Genomic DNA, 23427 nt, shown 5'->3' on the forward strand with positions numbered 1-23427 from the left:
AGCCTGGCCGACGCCCCGCTTTTGCCCCACTCCTTTGAACGAGTTGCCTGACAATCCGATGAATAAAGCCGTCTCCGACCTGTCCTCCCATACCCCGATGATGCAGCAGTACTGGCGCCTGAAGAACCAGCACCCGGATCAGCTGATGTTCTACCGCATGGGCGACTTCTACGAGATCTTCTACGAGGACGCGAAGAAGGCGGCCAAGCTGCTGGACATCACCCTGACCGCCCGCGGGCAGTCGGCGGGACAGGCGATTCCGATGTGCGGGATCCCGTTCCACGCGGCGGAAGGCTACCTGGCGAAGCTGGTGAAACTGGGCGAATCGGTGGTGATCTGCGAGCAGATCGGCGACCCGGCCACCAGCAAGGGCCCGGTGGAGCGTCAGGTGGTGCGGATCATCACCCCGGGCACGGTCAGCGACGAAGCGCTGCTGGACGAGCGCCGCGACAACCTGATCGCGGCCGTGCTGGGCGACGAGCGTCTGTTCGGCCTGGCGGTGCTGGACATCACCAGCGGCAACTTCAGCGTGCTCGAGATCAAGGGCTGGGAAAACCTGCTGGCGGAGCTGGAGCGGGTCAACCCCGTGGAGCTGTTGATCCCGGACGACTGGCCGAAAGACCTGCCGGCGGAAAAGCGCCGTGGCGTGCGCCGTCGCGCCCCGTGGGATTTCGAGCGTGATTCGGCGCTCAAGAGCCTGTGCCAGCAATTCTCCACCCAGGATCTGAAAGGCTTCGGCTGCGAGAACCTGACCCTGGCCATCGGCGCCGCCGGCTGCCTGCTGGCCTACGCCAAGGAAACCCAGCGCACCGCCCTGCCCCACCTGCGCAGCCTGCGTCATGAACGCCTGGACGACACCGTGGTGCTGGACGGCGCGAGCCGGCGCAACCTGGAGCTGGACACCAACCTGGCCGGCGGTCGCGACAACACCTTGCAATCGGTGGTCGACCGCTGCCAGACCGCCATGGGCAGCCGCCTGCTGACCCGCTGGCTGAACCGCCCGCTGCGCGACCTCACCGTCCTGCTGGCGCGCCAGACCTCCATCAGTTGCCTGCTCGACCGCTACCGCTTCGAACGCCTGCAACCGCAACTCAAGGAAATCGGCGACATCGAACGGATCCTGGCGCGGATCGGCCTGCGCAACGCGCGGCCCCGTGACCTCGCCCGCCTGCGCGACGCCTTGGGTGCCCTGCCGGAACTGCAGACGGCGATGGCGGATCTGGAAGCCCCGCACCTGGCGCGCCTGGCCGCCACCGCCGGCACCTACCCGGAACTGGCGGCGCTGCTGGAGAAAGCCATCATCGACAACCCGCCGGCGGTGATCCGCGACGGCGGCGTGCTCAAGACCGGCTACGACAGCGAACTGGACGAACTGCAATCGCTGAGCGAAAACGCCGGCCAGTTCCTCATCGACCTGGAAGCCCGGGAAAAGGCCCGCACCGGCCTTGCCAACCTGAAGGTCGGCTACAACCGCATCCACGGCTACTTCATCGAGCTGCCGAGCAAGCAGGCCGAATCCGCGCCGGCCGACTACATCCGGCGCCAGACCCTCAAGGGCGCCGAGCGTTTCATCACGCCCGAGCTCAAAGCGTTCGAAGACAAGGCGCTGTCGGCCAAAAGCCGGGCGCTGGCCCGGGAAAAAATGCTCTACGAAGCACTGCTGGAAGACCTGATCGGCCGGCTGCCGCCGCTGCAGGACACCGCCTCGGCGCTGGCCGAACTCGACGTGCTGAGCAACCTCGCCGAACGCGCGCTGAACCTCGACCTCAACTGCCCGACGTTCGTCAGCGAACCCTGCATGCGCATCGTCCAGGGCCGTCACCCGGTGGTCGAGCAGGTGCTGACCACGCCGTTCGTGGCCAACGACCTGAGCCTGGACGACAACACAAGAATGCTGGTGATCACCGGCCCGAACATGGGCGGTAAATCCACCTACATGCGGCAAACGGCGCTGATCGTACTGCTGGCGCACATCGGCAGCTTCGTACCGGCGGCCAGTTGCGAACTGTCGCTGGTGGATCGGATCTTCACCCGGATCGGCTCCAGCGACGACCTGGCCGGCGGGCGCTCGACCTTCATGGTGGAAATGAGCGAGACCGCCAACATCCTGCACAACGCCACCGACCGCAGCCTGGTGCTGATGGACGAAGTCGGCCGCGGCACCAGCACCTTCGACGGCCTGTCCCTGGCCTGGGCGGCAGCCGAGCGCCTGGCGCACCTGCGCGCCTACACGCTGTTCGCCACCCACTACTTCGAACTGACCGTGCTGCCGGAGGCCCAGCCGCTGGTGGCCAACGTGCACCTCAACGCCACCGAGCACAACGAGCGCATCGTGTTCCTGCACCATGTGCTGCCGGGGCCGGCGAGCCAGAGCTACGGCCTGGCCGTTGCGCAACTGGCCGGGGTGCCGAGCGAAGTGATCGCCCGCGCCCGCGAACACCTGGGCCGCCTGGAGACCACCAGCCTGCCCCACGAGCAACCGGCACCGGTCAAGGGCAAGCCGGCCGCTCCGATGCAGAGCGACCTGTTCGCCAGCCTGCCGCACCCGGTGCTGGACGAATTGGCCAAACTGGACCTGGACGACCTGACCCCGCGCCGTGCGCTCGAAATGCTCTATACCTTAAAGAACCGGATATAAGCACTGAAGAAGCGGATATAACGCAAACGGCTTCAAGCTGGTAGAATCTCGCGCGGTTCGGGATGCTGCTGGCTAATAGCCTGGCCGGCAGACATCGCTCCCGAACCTGGCGACCCCAACCGTGAAGGGGCAACGCTGCCGCCGCCTGAGGAGAAAATTAGAAATGACCTTCGTCGTCACCGACAACTGCATCAAGTGCAAGTACACCGACTGCGTAGAAGTCTGTCCGGTGGACTGCTTCTACGAAGGCCCGAACTTCCTGGTGATCCACCCGGACGAGTGCATCGACTGCGCCCTGTGCGAACCGGAATGCCCGGCCGTGGCCATTTTCTCCGAGGACGAAGTGCCGGAAGAGATGCAAGAGTTCATTCAGCTGAACGTCGAGCTGGCCGAGATCTGGCCGAACATCACCGAGAAGAAGGATTCGCTGCCGGACGCCGAAGAGTGGGATGGCGTCAAAGGCAAGATCAAAGACCTCGAACGCTGATCCGTCCTGCGCTCGACAGAAAAGGCCCCTTGCGGGCCTTTTTGCTTTTCTGCAGGCGAAAAAAAGGGGCGGTTTGACCCGCCCACATTTTTTCCCTATTCCCTGTGATCCTTTTCATCGTCCTGATGAATCGCGTCCTGCGATGTCCATTCCCCTCTTCCTTGAAGGGCGTGTCTATCCGTCGACACAACCCAGATACTAAAGAGTTCCCCGCCGAGAGCAATCGGCACTCGGCTGCGGAACGGCTTGTCATAAGGCCTTCATTTTTATAAATAACCAACAAAATCAAATAGTTATAAACCTGCATTACGCCTAATGGACGTCTACGGAAGTGTAAACATAGTGAACACTTACGAAACTGTCAGCCAAGGCTTACAACGCGAGACTACAAACTTCGGAGCGAAGCGCCTGGTGGCGCCCCCTGGCCACACGCGGGCTCCCTTGCCCGGCGGCAGACAACAAAAAGCCCCGATCCAGTCGGGGCTTCTTGCGGGCGGTCAGGTGAGGCGCTTATTGAAACAGCGACTCGCTCGACAAGCCGTTCTTCTCGAGGATCTCCCGAAGGCGCTTGAGGCCTTCCACTTGGATCTGCCTCACCCGTTCCCGGGTCAGGCCGATCTCCAGGCCCACATCCTCCAGCGTGCTGCTCTCGTGGCCGCGCAGACCGAAGCGGCGCACCACCACCTCGCGCTGCTTGTCGGTCAGTTCCGAGAGCCATTGATCAATGCTCTGCGACAGGTCATCGTCCTGCAGCAGTTCGCACGGATCGGTCGGACGGTCGTCCGTCAGGGTGTCCAGCAGGGTTTTGTCCGAATCCGGCCCCAGCGAGACGTCGACCGAAGAAACCCGCTCGTTCAGGCCCAGCATGCGCTTGACCTCGCCCACCGGTTTTTCCAGCAGGTTGGCGATTTCTTCGGGTGAGGGTTCGTGGTCGAGCTTTTGCGTCAGCTCCCGTGCGGCCCGCAGGTACACGTTGAGCTCCTTGACCACATGAATCGGCAGCCGGATGGTCCGGGTCTGGTTCATGATCGCGCGTTCGATGGTCTGGCGGATCCACCAGGTCGCGTAGGTCGAGAAGCGGAAGCCGCGCTCGGGATCGAACTTTTCCACCGCCCGGATCAGCCCGAGGTTGCCCTCTTCGATCAGATCCAGCAGCGACAGCCCCCGATTGACGTAACGCCGGGCGATCTTCACCACCAGCCGCAGGTTGCTTTCAATCATGCGCTTGCGCCCGGCGGGATCGCCACTTTGCGACAGGCGCGCAAAATGAACTTCTTCTTCCGGGGAGAGCAAGGGGGAAAAGCCGATTTCGTTGAGATACAGCTGCGTGGCATCGAGCGCCCGCGTGTAGTCGATGTACTTGTGTTGCTTAAGTGAAGCGGAGTGTTTGGATTTGGCACGAACGGAAGGTGGAGCTGCCCCTTCATCATTCGACATCGAATCCGTATCGATGGCGGCCTCCATCAGGAGAACCTCATCGTCGATGTCAAACTCCGGCACTTCTTTACTGAGAGCCATTGTTATAGTCCTTTGGTGAGTTCGACCCCAAGCTCAAGCGACGCCTCTATCCTTGGCAGCGCTGGAGCCTGTCCCCTCTACGCGACGGAACAGGCTGGCTTCAAATCAACGTCGTGGCAGGAACTGCAGCGGATCCACAGGTTTACCTTGTCGGCGAATCTCAAAATGCAGTTTCACCCGGTCTGTACCCGTTGACCCCATTTCGGCAATTGTCTGTCCGACCTTGACCTGCTGCCCCTCCCGTACCAAAAGCCTGCGGTTGTGGCCGTAGGCGCTGACGTAGGTTTCGCTGTGTTTGATGATGACCAATTCGCCGTAGCCCCTTAAGCCACTCCCGGCGTAAACCACCGTCCCATCAGACGCAGCTAAAACAGGCTGTCCCAAATCTCCGGCGATATCAATTCCTTTATTCAAACTACCGTTTGAAGAGAATTTGCCAATGAGAATGCCATTAGATGGCCATCCCCAGCCGGTCGGGGCCGGGCCCGGAGGAGGCAGTGGAGCGGGTGCGGATTTGCTGGCGACGGACGGTACGACCGCCGTGGAAGCGGCCCCGGAGCCCGTGGTTGTGGTGGTCGTCGTGCCATTCGCCTGGCGCCGGATTACCGTGGTTTTGCTCGACGAGGAAGGCGTTGAACCGCTGCCGGCGACGACGGCGGCCGGCGTTGAACCGGTGCGGCCGTCAAAGCGAATCGTCTGACCCGGATGGATCGTGTAAGGCGTAGGAATGTTGTTCCGGGCGGCGAGGGCTTTGTAGTCCCAGCCGTAGCGGAAAGCGATCGAAAACAGGGTATCGCCCGGACGGACCACATACTGCCCGGTCGTGACGACAGGACGTTGGGGCGCGGCGCCATTGCGGTCGACGACCCGCACATTGTTCGATTTGGTGCTGGAGCAACCGACCAGCAAGGTGCTCAAGACAAGGCCAGTCACCAGGCGCTGAAAGCTCGTGTTACCCATACGCTGCGCAATGACTGTGAGACTCACCCGCCGCTCCCTTCTTGGTGGCTGAAAAAATGAAATGCCGGACTCCGGCGTGAAGTGTCGCAAGTATAACGGGCCGCAGCCGCTTTACCTTTAATGAAGCGAACTGCCGTCGCGCACACGTTTGCCTGATGACGATCGGCAGTGTTTACGCAATCGCCGCCGGTGTAAGACCGGGCCGGACGACAGGAATTCAGCGCCTCGAAAAAGAGACTCAGGCCAGCGGTCCGTTGAGCAAAGGCACGAAGCGAACCGCCCCCAGGACGTGCCGGGAAAAGCCGTGCTCTTCACGCACGATCAGCATCAGTTGCTGCACTTCCCCCGAACCGACCGGTATCACCATCCGACCGCCCGGCGCCAATTGGTCGAGCAAGGCCTGGGGCACATCCGTGGCCACCGCCGTGACGATGATGCCGTTGTACGGCGCCAGCGCCGGCCAGCCTTCCCAGCCGTCGCCCCAACGGAACACCACGTTGCGCAGGTTCAGCTCGACCAGGCGCTCCTTGGCCCGATCCTGCAGGACCTTGATCCGCTCGACCGAGAACACCCGCTCCACCAGCTGCGACAGCACCGCCGTCTGGTAGCCGGAACCGGTGCCGATCTCCAGCACCTTGTCCAGCGGCCCCGCCTCCAGCAGCAGCTCGCTCATGCGCGCCACCATATAAGGCTGGGAAATGGTCTGGTTGTTGCCGATCGGCAGCGCGGTGTCTTCGTAGGCGCGGTGGGCCAGCGCCTCATCGACGAACAGGTGGCGCGGCGTGCGGCGGATCACCTCCAGCACGCTGGCGTTGGACACCCCTTCTTCGTACAGGCGCTGGATCAGGCGCTCACGGGTGCGCTGGGAGGTCATGCCGATGCCGCTGCGCAGCCTGTCGTCTTGTTCGCGAGCCATCAGTTCAGCCCCTCCAGCCAGCCGTCCAGGCTTCTGAATGCATCGTTGAACGTGCGATCGAGCTGCAACGGCGTGATGGACACATAACCTTGCATCACCGCGTGGAAGTCGGTGCCCGGGCCGCCGTCCTCGGCGTCGCCGGCGGCGGCGATCCAGTAGCCGGCCCTGCCGCGCGGATCCACCACCTTCATCGGCGCCGCCGCACGGGCGCGATGGCCCAGGCGGGTCAACTGAACGCCGCGGATGCGCTCGATCGGAAGGTTAGGGATGTTCACGTTCAGCACCGTGCGCGGCGGCAGGTCGAGCCCTTCATGGGCCTCCACCAGTTTGCGCGCGAAATGGGCGGCCGTGGGCAGGTTTTCCGCCTGCCGCGACACCAGCGAGAAGGCAAACGAAGGTCGGTCGAGGAAACGCCCCTCGAGGGCCGCCGCCACCGTTCCGGAATACAGCACGTCATCGCCCAGGTTGGCGCCCAGGTTGATGCCCGAGACCACCATGTCCGGCTCGCGCTCCAGCAAACCGTTGAGCCCCAGGTGCACGCAATCGGTCGGCGTGCCGTTGAGGCCGATGAAACCGTTGGCCAGGTATTGCGGATGCAGCGGACGGTCGAGCGTCAGCGAACTGCTGGCGCCGCTCTTGTCCTGCTCCGGGGCGATAACCACGCATTCGGTGTAATCCGCCAGCGCACCATACAGCGCGGCGAGTCCGGGTGCGGTTACCCCATCGTCGTTAGAAATCAGAATACGCATGGGCTGTCCGTCTGCCCCACCGGCACCAGATCAACGAGTTCGCGCACCAATGCGGTGGCGAAGCATCCGGCCGGGAGGACGAATTCCAGTTGCAGAATGTCAGGCTCGGGATAATGCCACGTCAACCCGCCAATGGGCAGTCGCAGGATGCGACGTTCGTGGCTCATGCCGGCGTGAATCAACCAATCGCGCAGGTCCGCTTCGCGCGCGGCGATCCCCTGCTCCAGATCATGGACTGCGCCGGCCGCCGGCGAGTCACCTTCGCCCCACTGGGGACCGGTCGGATGCAGGTCGAGAATCGCCAGGCGCGGATCGCTGCATTCGGCTTCGCCAGCCGGGAAAAAGCTGCGGCTGTCGGTGAACGCCAGCAAGTCTCCGACCTGGGCGCGCTGCCAGGAGCCGTCGGCGACCCGCGCCGCCAGCACCTGGTTGAACAGGAAGCTGCGCGCCGCCGACAGCAGCCGCGAGCGCACGTTGCGCTGCTCCGGCAATGCCTTGCGCGCAGCCCAGGAGCGGGCATCGACCACATTGCCGCCATCATGGCCGAAGCGCTGGGCGCCGAAGTAGTTCGGGATGCCCTGCCGGGCGATGCGTTGCAGGCGCTCCTCAAGGGCCGCCTTGTCGCCGGCGAGCTGCGTCAGGCGCAGGGTGAAGCCGTTGGCCGAGTGCGCGCCGCGCTGCAGCTTGCGCTTGTGGCGGGTGGTCTTGAGGATCTTGAGCGTATCGTTTTCCGCCGCCGACAGATCCGGATCGGCCTTGCCCGGCAGCTGCACGCTGAACCACTGACGGGTCAGGGCCTGACGATCCTTGAGCCCGGCATAGCTCACTGTGCGCAACGGCACGCCGGCGGCCTTGGCGATCCGGCGCGCTGCCTCTTCGGTGTTCAGGCCGCGCTTTTCCACCCAGATCCACAGGTGCTCGCCGTCGCCGGTGAACGGGATGTCGAGCACTTCATCGACCTGGAAGTCTTCGGCGACGGCCTTGAGCACCGCCGTGCCGAGCACGTCGCCGTGGGCCCGAGGGCCGAGCAATTGCAGTTCGTTCATGCGCGCAGCAACAACGCGACGGAATGGACGGCGATGCCTTCCTCACGACCGACGAAGCCCAGCTTCTCGGTGGTGGTGGCCTTCACGTTGACCTGGTCGAGCTCCACCTGGAGGTCGGCGGCGATCAGGGCGCGCATCGTTTCGATGTGGGGCGCCATTTTCGGGGCCTGGGCCACGATGGTGTTGTCGACGTTGCCGACCTTCCAGCCCTTGGCATGGATCAGGCCGACCACGTGGCGCAGCAGCGCACGGCTGTCGGCGCCCTTGAACTGCGGATCGGTGTCCGGGAAATGCTTGCCGATGTCGCCCAGCGCCGCGGCGCCGAGCAGGGCGTCGCTCAAGGCGTGCAGCAGGACGTCACCGTCGGAGTGGGCGAGCAGCCCGAAGCCGTGTGCGATCCGCACGCCGCCCAGAGTAATGAAATCGCCTTCAGCGAAACGGTGAACATCGTAGCCGTGGCCAATACGCATAAAAAAACGCCCCGATTTTGGTCAGGGCGTGATTCTACCTGCTTTGACGGGCATTAGGCGCCTAGCGCGCGTGCGTGATGTCGCAAGTGGTCGTCGATGAAGCTTGAGATGAAGAAATAGCTGTGGTCGTAACCCGGCTGCAGGCGCAACGTCAGCGGATGTCCCGCTTGTCTTGCCGCTTGCTGCAGGGCCTCCGGCTTGAGCTGGTTGGCCAGGAAATCATCGCGGTCGCCTTGATCGACCAGCAACGGCAGCTTTTCTTCGGCCTCGGCGATCAGCGCACAGGCATCCCACTCGCGCCACTTCGAGCGGTCTTCGCCGAGGTAGCGGGAGAACGCCTTCTGGCCCCATGGGCAGTCCATCGGATTGCTGATCGGCGAAAACGCCGACACCGAGCGGTAACGCCCCGGATTGCGCAAGGCACACACCAGCGCACCGTGGCCGCCCATGGAGTGGCCGCTGAGGCTGCGCTTGTCAGACGCCGGGAAATGCGCCTCGACCAGCGAAGGCAATTCCTGCACGACGTAGTCATGCATCCGATAGTGCCGGGACCAAGGCTCCTGGGTGGCATTGAGATAGAACCCGGCGCCGAGGCCGAAATCCCATGCCCCGTCCGGGTCGCCCGGCACCTCGGCGCCGCGCGGGCTGGTGTCCGGCGCCACGATGATCAGGCCGAGCTCGGCGGCCATGCGCAGGGCGCCGGCCTTGTGCATGAAGTTCTCGTCGGTGCAGGTCAGCCCCGACAGCCAATACAGCACCGGCAGCTTGCCGCCCTGCTCCGCCTGCGGCGGCAGGTACACGGCGAACACCATGTCGCAGCCCAGCACGTCGGAGCGGTGCCGGTAGCGCTTGTGCCAGCCGCCGAAACTTTTCTGACAGGAGATGTTTTCCAGACTCATGTAAGGCTCCTACGCGGACGCGGCTGCCGGTGAACACCTCCGCAGCCGCGCCTTGCCGCGATTGATCAGAAATGGATGACGGTACGGATGCTCTTGCCTTCGTGCATCAGGTCGAAAGCCTTGTTGATGTCTTCCAGGCCCATGGTGTGGGTGATGAAGGTGTCGAGCGGGATTTCGCCGCTCTGGGCCATGTCGACGTAGCTCGGCAGCTCGCTGCGACCGCGCACGCCGCCGAACGCCGAACCGCGCCAGACGCGGCCGGTCACCAGTTGGAACGGACGGGTGGCGATTTCCTGGCCGGCACCGGCCACGCCGATGATCACCGACTCGCCCCAGCCCTTGTGGCAGCATTCCAGCGCGGCGCGCATCAGTTGCACGTTGCCGATGCACTCGAAGGAGAAGTCGACGCCGCCGTCGGTCATGTCGACGATCACTTCCTGGATCGGACGATCGAAGTCTTTCGGGTTCACGCAATCGGTGGCGCCCAGTTGCTTGGCGATCTCGAACTTGGCCGGGTTGATGTCGATGGCGATGATGCGCGAAGCCTTGGCCTTCACTGCGCCGATCACAGCCGACAGGCCGATGCCGCCCAGGCCGAAGATGGCCACGGTGTCGCCCGGCTGGACCTTGGCGGTGTTGATCACCGCACCGATACCGGTGGTGACGCCGCAACCGAGCAGGCAGACCTTCTCCAGCGGCGCGTCCTTGGAGATCTTGGCCACGGAGATTTCCGGCAGCACGGTGTACTCGGAGAACGTCGAGGTGCCCATGTAGTGGAAAATCGTTTCGCCCTTGTAGGAAAAGCGCGAAGTGCCGTCCGGCATCAGGCCTTTGCCCTGGGTGGCGCGAATGGCCTGGCACAGGTTGGTCTTGCCCGACTTGCAGAATTTGCACTGGCCGCATTCCGGGGTGTACAGCGGAATCACGTGGTCGCCCACCGCCACCGACGTCACGCCTTCACCGATGGCCTCGACGATCGCGCCGCCTTCATGGCCGAGGATCGACGGGAAGATCCCTTCCGGATCCGCGCCGGACAGGGTGTAGGCGTCGGTGTGGCACACCCCGGTGGCCACCACGCGAAGCAGCACCTCACCGGCCTTCGGCATGGCGACATCGACTTCAACGATTTCCAGCGGCTTCTTGGCCCCGAAGGCTACGGCGGCGCGCGACTTGATCATCCTGACTCTCCCAGTGAATTAAAACGAGACAAGGAGTGTAATCCACGACCTGAGAGTGAATAATCCGGACAAAAGCAAAACATTATTGCCGTACAGGGATAATCCGATGTCCGAAAACCGCTGGGAAGGCATCGACGAGTTCGTCGCCGTGGCCGAATGCAGCCAATTCACCGCCGCCGCCGAACGCTTGGGCGTTTCCTCTTCGCACATCAGCCGCCAGATCGCGCGGCTGGAAGAACGCCTGCAGACCCGCTTGCTCTACCGCAGTACGCGGCGGGTGACGCTGACCGAAGCCGGGCAGACATTCCTGCAGCATTGCCAGCGTCTGCAGGACGGCCGCGAAGAAGCGCTGCGGGCCGTCGGCGACCTGGCCAGCGAGCCCAAAGGCATGCTGCGCATGACCTGCGCCGTGGCCTACGGCGAACGCTTCATCGTGCCGCTGGTGACCCGGTTCATGGGTCACTACCCGCAACTGCGGGTCGACATCGAGCTGACCAACCGCCAGCTCGACCTGGTTCACGAAGGCCTGGATCTGGCGATCCGCCTGGGCCGCCTGCAGGATTCGCGGCTGGTCGCCACCCGGCTGGCGCCGCGGCGCATGTACCTGTGCGCATCGCCCTCCTACCTTGAACGGTACGGCCGCCCCCACAGCCTGTCGGAGCTGAGCCGGCACAATTGCCTGATCGGCAGTTCGGACATCTGGCAACTGGAGCAGAACGGGCGGGAATTCGCCCAGCGGGTGCAGGGCAACTGGCGCTGCAACAGCGGGCAAGCGGTGCTGGATGCGGCTTTGCAAGGGGTGGGGCTGTGTCAGTTGCCGGACTACTACGTGCTGGAGCATCTGCACAGCGGCGCGCTGATTTCGCTGCTGGAGGCCCATCAGCCGCCGAACACCGCGGTGTGGGCGCTGTACCCGCAGCAGCGGCACCTGTCGCCGAAGGTGCGCAAGCTGGTGGATTTTCTCAAGGAAGGGTTGGCGCAACGGCCGGAGTACCGCAACTGAACACGGGTGGATCATCCGAGATTCTGCGGTGCCCCCACCGACGCCATCGCGGGCAAGCCCGCTCCCACAGTGACCGTGGAGTGCCCAAGACCTGTGGGAGCGGGCTTGCCCGCGATGGCTATCTAACGGACACCACCTGCACTCAGCGCCGGTTCGCCCAACGCTGACGCAACCACTCCAGGTCTTCCGGCCGGGTCACCTTGAGGTTGTCCGCCCGCCCTTCGATCAGGCGCGGAGCAAGGCCGGCCCACTCCATCGCCGAGGCTTCGTCGGTGATCACCGCATCCGCCACCAGACTGTCGGCCAACGCCAGGTGCAACGCACCCAGGCGAAACATCTGCGGCGTGTAGGCTTGCCAGATCACGCTGCGGTCGACGGTTTCGACCACGCGCCCCTGTTTGTCGACGCGCTTGAGCGTGTCCCGCGCCGGGACCGCCAGCAACCCGCCGACCGGGTCATGCGCCAGCTCGGCGAGCAGCTTGTCCAGGTCATTGCGGCTCAGGTTGGGGCGCGCCGCATCGTGCACCAGCACCCAATCCTCATCGTTGGCGCCCTGGGCATGCAGGTGCAGCAAGGCATTGAGCACCGAACCTGAACGCTCGGCGCCGCCGTCGACCCGCTGAATGCGCGCGTCGCCGGCACAGGCCAGGCCCGGCCAGTAAGGATCATCGACAGCAAGACTGACCACCAGGCCCTTGAGGCTCGGGTGATCGAGGAAACAGCCGAGGCTGTGTTCGAGAATGGTGCGTCCGCCCAGTTGCAGGTATTGCTTGGGACGGTCCGCGGCCATACGGGCACCGATGCCCGCGGCAGGAATCACGGCCCAGAAGGCCGGCAGAAAATCGCTCATTGGGCCAACTGGTAAAGGGTTTCGCCGTCCTTGACCATGCCCAGCTCATGGCGGGCCCGCTCTTCAACGGTCTCCATGCCTTTCTTCAACTCGCTGACCTCGGCGTCCATCACCCGGTTGCGCTCCAGCAAGGCTTCGTTCTCGGCGCGCTGGTCGTCGATTTGCTGAGTCAGCTCGGCCACTTGCGCCAGGCTGCCGTTACCCACCCACAGGCGGTATTGCAGACCGGCCAGCAGCAGAAGCAGGACGAGAAACAACCAATAGGGACTGCGCATCGAATATCAGGTATCCAGTGAAAAAAGACAGCCACGCAAAACGTTGAAGCATCTGATAGCACGAAGCCTGGAAGATCCAGGCTTGTGCTGATAAGGCATCAGATTAGTGGCAAATCCATCGCTGTCACGACTTTTCCGACACAATCCGGTGTCCTTTTACGTTCAAGGCTCAGCCGCGGAACTCGCCGCGACCGTTGTACTTGGCCTTGCCGTTCAACTGCTCTTCGATACGCAGCAGTTGGTTGTACTTGGAGACGCGGTCGGAACGGCACAGGGAACCGGTCTTGATCTGGCCGGCCGAGGTACCCACGGCCAGGTCGGCGATGGTCGAATCTTCGGTTTCGCCGGAACGGTGCGAGATCACGGCGGTGTAGCCGGCGGCCTTGGCCATCTGGATGGCTTCCAGGGTTTCGGTCAGGGTGCCGATCTGGTTGAACTTGATCAGGATCGAGTTGGCGATGTTCTTCTCGATGCCTTCCTTCAGGATCTTGGTGTTGGTCACGAACAGGTCGTCGCCGACCAGTTGCACCTTGTCGCCGATCTTGTCGGTCAGGATCTTCCAGCCAGCCCAGTCGGACTCGTCCAGGCCGTCTTCGATCGAGATGATCGGGAAGCGCTCGGTCAGGCCTTTGAGGTAGTCGGCGAAACCGGCGGCGTCGAAGGACTTGCCTTCGCCGGACAGGTTGTACTTGCCGTCTTCGAAGAACTCGCTGGCCGCGCAGTCCAGGGCCAGGGTCACATCGGTGCCCAGCTTGTAGCCGGCGTTGGCGACCGCTTCGGCGATGGCCGACAGCGCGTCTTCGTTGGAGGCCAGGTTAGGCGCGAAACCGCCTTCGTCACCCACGGCGGTGTTCAGGCCACGGGCCTTCAGCACGGCTTTGAGGTGGTGGAAGATCTCGGTGCCCATGCGCAGGCCTTCGGAGAAGGACTTGGCGCCGACCGGCTGCACCATGAATTCCTGGATGTCGACGTTGTTGTCGGCGTGTTCGCCGCCGTTGATGATGTTCATCATCGGAACCGGCATCGAGTAGACGCCCGGAGTGCCGTTCAGGTTGGCGATGTGCGCGTACAGCGGCAGGTCCTGGTCCTGGGCGGCAGCCTTGGCGGCGGCCAGGGACACGGCGAGGATGGCGTTGGCGCCCAGGGTCGCCTTGTTTTCGGTGCCGTCCAGCTTGATCATCGCCAGGTCCAGGGCTTTCTGGTCGCTTGGGTCTTTGCCCAGCAGCAGTTCGCGGATCGGACCGTTGATGTTGGCTACCGCCTTGAGCACACCCTTGCCCAGGTAACGGCTCTTGTCGCCATCACGCAGCTCGAGCGCTTCACGCGAGCCAGTGGAAGCACCGGACGGCGCGCAGGCGCTGCCGATGATGCCGTTATCGAGAAGCACGTCCGCTTCCACGGTGGGGTTGCCACGGGAGTCGAGAACTTCACGACCTTTGATGTCGACGATTTTTGCCATTGTTGTAAACACTCCAAAGTTGACGAAAACGACGCAGCTAGAGGAAATCTTTGACCGTCGGCAAGGGGTGTGCAGCAGGCAGTCTTGCAGACGACAAGGCTCAAACCCGAAGGTCTGAGCCAGGAATCGTGCGGTACTTTACCGGAGAAATGAGGCTTACGCGGTCTCTACCGTCGGAAAACTCTTCACCAGTTCGTCCAGGGCCTTGAGCTGGGCCAGGAACGGCTCCAGCTTGTCCAGGCGCAAGGCGCAAGGGCCGTCGCATTTGGCGTTGTCCGGATCCGGATGCGCTTCGAGGAACAGCCCGGCCAGCGACTGGCTCATGCCCGCCTTGGCCAGGTCGGTGACCTGGGCGCGGCGCCCGCCGGCGGAGTCGGAACGACCTCCCGGCATCTGCAGCGAGTGGGTCACGTCGAAGAACACCGGGTATTCGAACTGCTTCATGATCCCGAAGCCGAGCATGTCGACCACGAGGTTGTTGTAGCCGAAGCTCGAACCGCGCTCGCAGAGGATCAACTGATCGTTGCCCGCCTCCACGCACTTGTTCAGGATGTGTTTCATCTCCTGGGGCGCGAGGAACTGGGCTTTCTTGATGTTGATCACCGCGCCGGTCTTGGCCATGGCGACCACGAGGTCGGTCTGGCGCGACAGGAAGGCCGGCAGCTGGATGATGTCGCAGACCTCGGCGACGGGCAGGGCCTGGTCGGGCTCATGGACGTCGGTGATGATCGGCACGCCGAAGGCCTGTTTGATGTCCTGGAAGATGCGCAAGCCCTCTTCCAGGCCAGGACCGCGGTACGAGGTCACAGAAGACCGGTTGGCCTTGTCGAAGCTGGCCTTGAACACGTAAGGGATGCCGAGCTTTTCGGTGACCTTCACGTATTCCTCGCAAACCTGCATGGCCATGTCGCGACTTTCCAGCACGTTCATGCCGCCGAACAGCACCATGGGCTTGTCGTTGGCAATCTCGATGTCGCCGACGCGGATGATCTTCTGTGCCATCGGGTTACGCCTTCTTCTGGTGTTGAGCCAACGCGGCCTTGACGAAACCGCTGAACAGCGGATGGCCGTCACGCGGGGTCGAGGTGAACTCAGGGTGGAACTGGCAGGCGACGAACCACGGATGATCCGGTGCCTCGACCACTTCGACCAGCGCGCCGTCACCGGAGCGGCCGGAGATCTTCAGGCCGGCTTCCATGATCTGCGGCAGCAGGTTGTTGTTCACTTCGTAGCGGTGGCGGTGACGCTCGACGATCACGTCCTTGCCGTAGCAGTCGTGCACCTTGGAGCCGGACTCCAGCAGGCATTCCTGCGCGCCCAGACGCATGGTGCCGCCCAGGTCGGAGGCTTCGCTGCGGGTCTCGACCGCACCGGTGGCATCGGCCCACTCGGTGATCAGGCCCACGACCGGGTGGCCGCTGGCGCGGTCGAACTCGGTGGAGTTGGCGTCTTTCCAGCCCAGCACGTTGCGGGCGAACTCGATGACCGCCACTTGCATGCCCAGGCAGATGCCCAGGTACGGCACCTTGTTCTCACGGGCGTACTGGACGGCGGTGATCTTGCCTTCCACGCCACGCAAGCCGAAGCCGCCCGGCACCAGGATTGCGTCGACGCCTTCCAGCAGCGCGGTGCCCTGGTTCTCGATGTCTTCGGAATCGATGTAACGCAGGTTGACCTTGGTGCGGTTGGTGATGCCGGCGTGACTCATCGCTTCGATCAGCGACTTGTAGGCGTCCAGCAGCTCCATGTACTTGCCGACCATGGCGATGGTGACTTCGTGCTCAGGGTTGAGCTTGGCGTCGACGACCTTTTCCCACTCGGACAGGTCGGCGCCGTTGCACTGCAGGCCGAAGCGCTCGACGACGAAGTCGTCCAGGCCCTGGGCGTGCAGCACGGCCGGGATCTTGTAGATGGTGTCGACGTCTTCCAGGGAGATCACCGCACGCTCTTCAACGTTGGTGAACAGGGCGATCTTGCGGCGCGAGGACACATCCACCGGATGGTCGGAGCGGCAGATCAGCACGTCAGGCTGCAGGCCGATGGAGCGCAGTTCCTTCACGGAGTGCTGGGTCGGCTTGGTCTTGGTCTCGCCGGCGGTGGCGATGTAAGGAACCAGCGTCAGGTGCATCAGCATCGCGCGCTTGGAACCGACTTCCACCCGCAGTTGACGGATGGCTTCGAGGAACGGTTGCGACTCGATGTCGCCGACGGTGCCGCCGATCTCCACCAGGGCCACGTCGGCATCGCCGGCGCCCTTGATGATGCGACGCTTGATCTCGTCGGTGATGTGCGGGATCACCTGGATGGTGGCGCCCAGGTAGTCGCCGCGGCGCTCTTTGCGCAGCACGTGCTCGTAGACGCGACCGGTGGTGAAGTTGTTGTTCTGGGTCATGGTCGTGCGGATGAACCGCTCGTAGTGGCCCAGGTCGAGGTCGGTCTCGGCGCCGTCGTGGGTGACGAACACTTCACCGTGCTGGAACGGGCTCATGGTGCCCGGATCGACGTTGATGTACGGATCCAGCTTGAGCATGGTGACCTTGAGCCCCCGCGCCTCCAGGATGGCCGCCAATGAAGCCGAGGCAATGCCTTTCCCCAATGAAGAAACAACACCGCCCGTGACGAATATGTAGCGCGTCATGAAAAACCCTAGAAGTCTGCGTTAAAGCGGTCCGAGCCGCCGGGGAAAGCGAAGGAAGGCCGAAGCCCCCGATCACCTGCATTAATCACAGTGCACCTTTCAAAAAAACCGCCGCGTTGGGACAGACCGGAAGTGAAAACACCGGTACGTAGCTCGCTACACATTTTTTGGAATCGCCCAGCAAAGACTGCTTGGTAATCGGCAACTCCTGCAATTCAGGCGAATCCACAGAAGTTGTATCAAGAAGGGAGCGTAGTCTACCGGAATGCCCCTTTCATCTCAAACCTTGATCTTCATCCGAAGGCTGCCAATGCAGTCGCCAGCCGTCCTGCGCACTGCCGTCGAGCCCCGGCAGGTCCGCCACGGCGAGCAGTTCCTCGCCGCGGAACAGCAGCGGCAATCTGCCACGCACGAAGGCCGGAACGCCGCGTTCGTTGAGCAGGCGCTTGAGGTCGCGCCCGCCGCGGCCGGGCAGGCGCATCGTCTCGCCGCCCTGCCGGTAAGCGATCCTGAGCGGCCCGGCAGGAGTCTGCCCCAGCAACATGACACGCCCGTTATCGGCCAGGCGCAGCGGCCTCGCAGGATCAGGCCAAGCGTCTGCGGCCACCGGCATGCGCAGCCATTGCCCGCTGAGCCACCAGAGGCGGCCGGCGCTGCGATGCAGTTCACCGTCGGCCAGACGCCAGACCGGCGCCGCATCGACGGCGGCCTCGCACAGGTCCGACCAACCCGACCAATGGTCGGTATCCGGCAAGCGGGTCAGCGGCGCCAGCCAATGGCTGAGGGCATTGCGCTGGCGGGCGGCGGACAAACCGGCCAACGGGGCCAGCGCCAACGAGGGCACGCCCAGCCAGTCGAAGGCGTCCGGGGTGCGCGCATCGTTCAGGTCGAGCTGCGCTAGCTCATCCAGCAAGCCTTGCGCCTCCCGCGCATGTGCAGCGCTGCGCACCAGGCTGGCCGTCGCCTGCGGCCAGCGGGCGGCGAGAAAAGGCATCACTTGATGACGCAGATAGTTGCGGGAGAACTGCGCGTCCTGATTCGACGGATCCTCGATCCAGGTCAGCTGATGGGCCCGTGCGTAGGCTTCCAGTTCGCCCCTTCCCGCATCGAGCAACGGACGTACCAGGCTGCCCTGCCCCAGCGTCCTGTGCGCAGGCATCGCGGATAACCCTCTCACCCCCGCCCCCCGCAGCAGACGAAACAGCAAGGTCTCCGCCTGATCGTCACGGTGCTGCCCGGTCAGCAGGGCTTCGTTGCGGCCGATCGCTGCGTCGAACGCTGCGTAACGCGCATCACGCGCCGCGCGCTCCAGGCTCGCACCGGGCCGAACCTGCACGCGAACCACCTGCAGCGGCACGCCCAGCGCATCGCAGAAGGCTCGGCAATGCTCCGGCCACGCCTCTGCGGCGGCCTGAAGGCCGTGATGGACATGGAGGGCGCTCAAGGGCGGCAGGGTTTCGGTCTTCGCCAGACGGGCGAGCAGGTGCAGCAGGACGGTGGAGTCGAGTCCGCCGGAGAAGGCGATGCGCCAGGCCGCAGCGGTACGCCAGGGCGTCAGGGTGCGCAGAAGTCGGTCAGACAGATCGATCCGGGTCATGGGGGACACATCGCACAAATGAAATGTGGGAGCGGGCCTGCTCGCGACAGCGATTGAACAAACAACAGGTGCGTTGAATGTTAACCCTTATCGCGAGCAGGCTCGCTCCCACATGGGTACGGCCTGTTCGATCAGAGACCGTAGCTCATCAGACGCTCATAACGGCGGGCCAGCAGTGCGTCGTTGTCGAACTTCTTCAGCATCGCCAGCTGCGAGATCAGCTCGGCGCGGATCGAGGCGGAAGCGGCAGCGAAGTCGCGGTGGGCGCCGCCCAGCGGCTCGTTGATCACCTTGTCGACGATGCCCAGGCCCTTCAGGCGCTCGGCAGTGATGCCCATGGCTTCGGCGGCGTCCGGCGCCTTCTCGGCGGTTTTCCACAGGATCGAGGCGCAGCCTTCCGGCGAGATCACCGAGTAGGTCGAGTACTGCAGCATGTTCAGTTGGTCGCACACGCCGATGGCCAGTGCGCCGCCAGAACCGCCCTCACCGATCACGGTGGCGATGATCGGGGTCTTCAGGCGCGCCATGACGCGCAGGTTCCAGGCGATCGCTTCGCTCTGGTTGCGCTCTTCGGCGTCGATGCCCGGGTAGGCGCCCGGGGTGTCGATGAAGGTCAGGATCGGCATCTTGAAGCGTTCGGCCATTTCCATCAGGCGGCAGGCCTTGCGGTAGCCTTCCGGACGCGGCATGCCGAAGTTGCGGCGCACCTTCTCGCGCACTTCGCGGCCCTTCTGGTGACCGATCACCATCACCGGCTGGTCGTCCAGACGTGCCACGCCGCCCACGATGGCCGCGTCGTCGGAGAAGTGACGGTCACCGTGCAGTTCGTCGAACTCGGTGAAGATGTGGTCGATGTAGTCGAGGGTGTACGGACGGCGCGGGTGACGCGCCAGACGTGCGATCTGCCAGCTGGTCAGCTTGCCGAAAATGTCTTCGGTCAGCGTCTTGCTCTTGTCCTGCAGGCGGGAGATCTCATCGCCGATATTCAGCGAATTGTCGTTACCGACCAAGCGCAATTCTTCGATCTTGGCTTGCAGGTCGGCGATCGGCTGTTCGAAATCTAGAAAATTCGGGTTCATAGGCGTCCGTCTAGGGTCGCGTCCAAGCAAGCTTGGGCCGGCCGGTTGTCTGTTCGCGCCCTACCTTAAGGGACAGGCGCGTCGAGGTCGAGATTAAAAGTTCAGGTTGCGGACAGGCGATCTGATATCACCTGCCGGTCAACGGTATTGGAGGAAGACGTTGTCTCGTCCGAACTGGTCACGCAGGGCTTGAATCAGGGCGTCCGCCGGATCGATCCGCCAGCTCTCGCCGAACTGCAGCAAGGTCTTCGCATCGGGGCTGGTGTATTCCATGGTGATCGGGCAAGCCCCGCGGTGGCGCTTGAGCAACTCGCCCAACCAGCGTAGCTGATCGCCCTTCAGGTCCTGGGTCTGCAGTTTCAGGCGCAGGCTCTCGGCCAGGCTGGTCCGCGCCTCTTCCATGCTCATCACCCGCTTGACCCGCAGGCGCAGGCCGCCGGAGAAGTCGTCGTTGCTGACCTCGCCTTCGACCACCACCATCGCGTCGGTCTGCAGCAGCGACTGGGCGGAGTGGAACGCATCGGCGAACAGCGACGCCTCGATCCGCCCGGAGCGGTCGTCGAGGATGATGAAGCCCATCTTGTCGCCCTTTTTGTTCTTCATGACCCGCAGGGCGATGATCATGCCGGCGATGGTCTGGGTATCCCGCGCAGGCTTCAGGTCGATGATGCGCTGACGGGCGAAGCGACGGATCTCGCTTTCGTATTCGTCGATCGGGTGGCCGGTGAGGTACAGGCCCAAGGTGTCCTTCTCGCCCTTGAGGCGTTCCTTGAGGGTCAGCTCCCGGGCCTTGCGGTGGCTGGCGTAGACGTCCGCATCCTCCTCGACGAACAGCCCGCCGAACAGGTCGGCGTGGCCGCTGTCGTGGGTGCGCGCGGTCTGTTCGGCGGCCTTGATCGCCTCTTCCATCGACGCCAGCAGCACCGCGCGGTTGCGGTCGATGTTGGCCTGGTAGGCCTTCTGCTCGTCATGGAAGTACGGACCCAGGCGGTCCAGCGCGCCGCTGCGGATCAGGCCGTCCAGGGTGCGCTTGTTGATGCGTTTGAGGTCGACGCGGGCGCAGAAGTCGAACAGGTCCTTGAACGGGCCGTCCTGGCGCGCTTCGGTGATCGCCTCCACCGGGCCTTCGCCCACGCCCTTGATCGCGCCGAGGCCGTAGACGATGCGCCCGTCGTCGTTCACCGTGAACTTGAACTCCGAGGTGTTCACGTCCGGCGCGTCGAGGCGCAGCTTCATCGTGCGCACTTCTTCGATCAAGGTCACGACCTTGTCGGTGTTGTGCATGTCCGCCGACAGCACCGCCGCCATGAACGGCGCCGGGTAGTGGGCCTTCAGCCACGCGGTCTGGTACGACACCAGGCCGTAGGCGGCGGAGTGGGATTTGTTGAAGCCGTAACCGGCGAACTTCTCCACCAGGTCGAAGATGTTGCCCGCCAGATCTGCATCGATGTTGTTGGACGCGCAACCTTCGATGAAGCCGCCGCGCTGCTTGGCCATCTCCTCGGGCTTCTTTTTACCCATCGCCCGTCGCAGCATGTCCGCGCCGCCGAGGGTGTAGCCGGCCATGACCTGGGCGATCTGCATCACCTGTTCCTGGTACAGGATGATGCCGTAGGTCGGCGCCAGCACCGGCTGCAGGCCTTCGTACTGGTAGTCCGGATGCGGGTACGCCAGCTCGGCGCGGCCGTGCTTGCGGTTGATGAAGTCGTCCACCATGCCCGATTGCAGAGGGCCCGGACGGAACAGGGCCACCAGTGCGATGAGGTCTTCGAGGCAGTCGGGCTTGAGTTTCTTGATCAGCTCCTTCATGCCGCGGGATTCGAGCTGGAACACCGCCGTGGTTTCGGCCTTCTGCAGCAGGCTGTAGGTCGGCTTGTCGTCGAGCGGGATGAACGCGATGTCCAGCGGCGCCTCGTTGGTCTTGGCGCGGTCGCGGTTGATGGTCTTGAGCGCCCAGTCGATGATCGTCAGGGTCCGCAGACCGAGGAAGTCGAACTTCACCAGGCCGGCCGCCTCCACGTCGTCCTTGTCGAACTGGGTGACCAGGCCGCCGCCCTCTTCATCGCAGGCGATCGGCGAGAAGTCGGTGAGCTTGGTGGGCGCGATCACCACGCCGCCGGCGTGCTTGCCGGTGCCGCGGGTCACGCCTTCGAGCTTGAGGGCCATGTCCCAGATTTCCTGGGCCTCTTCGTCGACCTTGAGGAAGTCGCGCAGGATCTCTTCCTGCTCGTAGGCCTTTTCGAGGGTCATGCCGACCTCGAACGGAATCATCTTCGACAGGCGGTCCGCCAGGCCGAACGACTTGCCCTGGGCCCGGGCCACGTCGCGCACCACCGCCTTGGCGGCCATGGAGCCGAAGGTGATGATCTGGCTCACCGCGTTGCGGCCGTACTTGTCGGCCACATAGTCGATCACCCGGTCACGGCCGTCCATGCAGAAGTCGACGTCGAAGTCGGGCATGGAGACCCGCTCCGGGTTGAGGAAACGTTCGAACAGCAGGTCGTATTCCAGCGGGTCGAGGTCGGTGATCTTCTGCACGTAGGCCACCAGCGAACCGGCGCCCGAACCCCGTCCGGGGCCCACCGGCACGCCGTTGTTCTTGGCCCACTGGATGAAGTCCATCACGATCAGGAAGTAACCGGGGAATCCCATCTGGATGATGATGTCCAGCTCGAAATTCAGCCGGTCGACATACACCTGACGCTTGGCGTCGTAGTCTTCGGTGGTGTCCTTGGGCAGCAGCACCGACAGGCGCTCCTCCAGGCCGTCGAACGAGACCTTGCGGAAATACTCGTCGATGGTCATGCCGTCGGGGATCGGATAGTCGGGCAGGAAGTGCTTGCCCAGCTTCACGTCGATGTTGCAGCGCTTGGCGATCTCGACGGTGTTTTCCAGCGCGTCGGGCAGGTCGCTGAACAGCTCGGCCATTTCCTCGGCGCTTTTGAGGTATTGCTGATCGCTGTAATTCTTGGAACGGCGCGGGTCGTCGAGGGCGCGGCCCTCACCGATGCAGACGCGGGTCTCGTGGGCCTCGAAGTCTTCCGGCTTGATGAAGCGCACATCGTTGGTCGCCACCAGCGGCGCGCCGAGCTTGTCGGCCAGAGCCACGGCGCCGTGCAGCTGCTCTTCGTCGTTGACGCGGTTGGTGCGCTGGATCTCCAGGTAGAAGCGGTCGGGAAACACCGCCATCCATTCGCGGGTCAATGCCTCGGCCTCGGCCGGGTTGCCGGCGATCAGGGCCATGCCGATCTCGCCCTCCTTCGCCGCCGACAGCATGATCAGGCCGGCGCTGGCCTCGACCACCCACTGGCGCTCGATGATGATCATCCCGTTGCGCTGGCCGTCGATGAACCCGCGGGAAATCAGCTCGGTGAGGTTGCGGTAGCCCAGGGCGTCCATCGCCAGCAGGCTGATCCGGCTCAGAGGGCCGTCCGGATCCTTGTTCGACAGCCACAGGTCGGCCCCGCAGATCGGCTTGATCCCGGCGCCCATGGCGGCCTTGTAGAACTTGACCAGGGAACACATGTTGTTCTGGTCGGTGACCGCAACGGCCGGCATGTTCATGCCGGTGAGCGCCTTGACCAGCGGCTTGATCCGCACCAGCCCGTCGACCAGGGAGTATTCAGTGTGCAGGCGTAGGTGAACGAATGAAGCCGGCATAGTGA

Annotated in this window: 19 protein-coding genes; 3 read left to right on the plus strand and 16 right to left on the minus strand. The window is 63.7% G+C overall.

Annotated features, from left to right (window positions below; all coding sequences use genetic code 11):
• Positions 1-58 precede the first annotated feature (58 nt).
• Together mutS and fdxA are read left to right on the plus strand one after the other, a co-directional pair.
• Entirely contained in the window at positions 59-2638 is a 2580-nt protein-coding gene (mutS, locus tag CAG33_RS06325) for a DNA mismatch repair protein MutS (RefSeq protein WP_085581434.1), read from the plus strand.
• A 163-nt stretch (positions 2639-2801) separates the two neighbouring features.
• Positions 2802-3125 carry a ferredoxin FdxA gene (gene fdxA / locus CAG33_RS06330; RefSeq protein WP_007924025.1) on the plus strand — a complete coding sequence of 108 codons (324 nt, stop codon included), beginning with the start codon at positions 2802-2804 and terminating at the stop codon, positions 3123-3125.
• Between the two features lie 510 nt (positions 3126-3635).
• Here fdxA and rpoS read toward each other — a convergent pair.
• The 8 genes from rpoS to CAG33_RS06370 all read right to left on the minus strand — a co-directional run bounded on the left by rpoS (position 3636) and on the right by CAG33_RS06370 (position 10861).
• Positions 3636-4643 (minus strand): RNA polymerase sigma factor RpoS, encoded by a 1008-nt coding sequence (gene rpoS, locus CAG33_RS06335; RefSeq protein WP_085581432.1) that lies wholly within the window; start codon positions 4641-4643, stop codon positions 3636-3638.
• A gap of 105 nt (positions 4644-4748) precedes the next feature.
• Positions 4749-5630, minus strand: coding sequence for a peptidoglycan DD-metalloendopeptidase family protein (locus CAG33_RS06340; protein ID WP_085581430.1), 882 nt, complete (start codon positions 5628-5630; stop codon positions 4749-4751).
• Positions 5631-5841: 211 nt separating this feature from the next.
• On the minus strand, positions 5842-6477 hold the full coding sequence (locus CAG33_RS06345; RefSeq protein ID WP_170929962.1) for a protein-L-isoaspartate(D-aspartate) O-methyltransferase: 636 nt from the start codon (positions 6475-6477) through the stop codon (positions 5842-5844).
• A gap of 41 nt (positions 6478-6518) precedes the next feature.
• Positions 6519-7268: a 5'/3'-nucleotidase SurE gene (surE, locus tag CAG33_RS06350; protein ID WP_085632069.1), complete on the minus strand. Its 750-nt coding sequence runs from the start codon at positions 7266-7268 to the stop codon at positions 6519-6521.
• Positions 7256-8314: a tRNA pseudouridine(13) synthase TruD gene (gene truD / locus CAG33_RS06355; protein ID WP_085581425.1), complete on the minus strand. Its 1059-nt coding sequence runs from the start codon at positions 8312-8314 to the stop codon at positions 7256-7258. The genes surE and truD overlap by 13 nt, the downstream gene beginning before the upstream one ends.
• The gene (gene ispF, locus CAG33_RS06360; protein ID WP_085581423.1) at positions 8311-8784 is read right to left on the minus strand and encodes a 2-C-methyl-D-erythritol 2,4-cyclodiphosphate synthase; all 474 of its coding nucleotides are present in this window, start codon (positions 8782-8784) and stop codon (positions 8311-8313) included. Before ispF ends, truD begins: the two co-directional genes overlap by 4 nt.
• A gap of 53 nt (positions 8785-8837) precedes the next feature.
• On the minus strand, positions 8838-9683 hold the full coding sequence (fghA, locus tag CAG33_RS06365; protein ID WP_085581421.1) for an S-formylglutathione hydrolase: 846 nt from the start codon (positions 9681-9683) through the stop codon (positions 8838-8840).
• A 65-nt stretch (positions 9684-9748) separates the two neighbouring features.
• A complete protein-coding gene (locus tag CAG33_RS06370) occupies positions 9749-10861 on the minus strand; it encodes an S-(hydroxymethyl)glutathione dehydrogenase/class III alcohol dehydrogenase (RefSeq protein WP_085581419.1) in 1113 nt (370 codons plus the stop codon).
• 106 nt (positions 10862-10967) lie between these two features.
• Between CAG33_RS06370 and CAG33_RS06375 the strand changes: the two genes are divergently transcribed.
• Positions 10968-11864: a LysR substrate-binding domain-containing protein gene (locus CAG33_RS06375; protein WP_085581417.1), complete on the plus strand. Its 897-nt coding sequence runs from the start codon at positions 10968-10970 to the stop codon at positions 11862-11864.
• Between the two features lie 142 nt (positions 11865-12006).
• Here the strand turns inward: CAG33_RS06375 and ispD are convergent, their stop codons facing one another.
• The 8 genes from ispD to dnaE all read right to left on the minus strand — a co-directional run bounded on the left by ispD (position 12007) and on the right by dnaE (position 23422).
• Positions 12007-12714: a 2-C-methyl-D-erythritol 4-phosphate cytidylyltransferase gene (gene ispD, locus CAG33_RS06380; RefSeq protein ID WP_085637396.1), complete on the minus strand. Its 708-nt coding sequence runs from the start codon at positions 12712-12714 to the stop codon at positions 12007-12009.
• Positions 12711-12989, minus strand: coding sequence for a cell division protein FtsB (gene ftsB, locus CAG33_RS06385; RefSeq protein ID WP_085581413.1), 279 nt, complete (start codon positions 12987-12989; stop codon positions 12711-12713). The genes ispD and ftsB overlap by 4 nt, the downstream gene beginning before the upstream one ends.
• A gap of 169 nt (positions 12990-13158) precedes the next feature.
• Complete coding sequence (gene eno, locus CAG33_RS06390) at positions 13159-14448, minus strand: phosphopyruvate hydratase (protein ID WP_085581411.1); 1290 nt, start codon at positions 14446-14448, stop codon at positions 13159-13161.
• A 156-nt stretch (positions 14449-14604) separates the two neighbouring features.
• On the minus strand, positions 14605-15450 hold the full coding sequence (kdsA, locus tag CAG33_RS06395) for a 3-deoxy-8-phosphooctulonate synthase (protein WP_085581409.1): 846 nt from the start codon (positions 15448-15450) through the stop codon (positions 14605-14607).
• Between the two features lie 4 nt (positions 15451-15454).
• Positions 15455-17086: a CTP synthase gene (locus tag CAG33_RS06400; RefSeq protein WP_085581407.1), complete on the minus strand. Its 1632-nt coding sequence runs from the start codon at positions 17084-17086 to the stop codon at positions 15455-15457.
• Positions 17087-17360: 274 nt separating this feature from the next.
• Complete coding sequence (tilS, locus tag CAG33_RS06405) at positions 17361-18683, minus strand: tRNA lysidine(34) synthetase TilS (RefSeq protein WP_085637399.1); 1323 nt, start codon at positions 18681-18683, stop codon at positions 17361-17363.
• Between the two features lie 131 nt (positions 18684-18814).
• Positions 18815-19762, minus strand: coding sequence for an acetyl-CoA carboxylase carboxyltransferase subunit alpha (locus CAG33_RS06410; protein WP_085581403.1), 948 nt, complete (start codon positions 19760-19762; stop codon positions 18815-18817).
• A gap of 138 nt (positions 19763-19900) precedes the next feature.
• Positions 19901-23422 carry a DNA polymerase III subunit alpha gene (gene dnaE / locus CAG33_RS06415; RefSeq protein ID WP_085637402.1) on the minus strand — a complete coding sequence of 1174 codons (3522 nt, stop codon included), beginning with the start codon at positions 23420-23422 and terminating at the stop codon, positions 19901-19903.
• Positions 23423-23427 lie beyond the last annotated feature (5 nt).

The sequence above is a fragment of the Pseudomonas sp. B3(2017) genome (assembly GCF_002113595.1).
Classification (GTDB): domain Bacteria; phylum Pseudomonadota; class Gammaproteobacteria; order Pseudomonadales; family Pseudomonadaceae; genus Aquipseudomonas; species Aquipseudomonas ekonensis.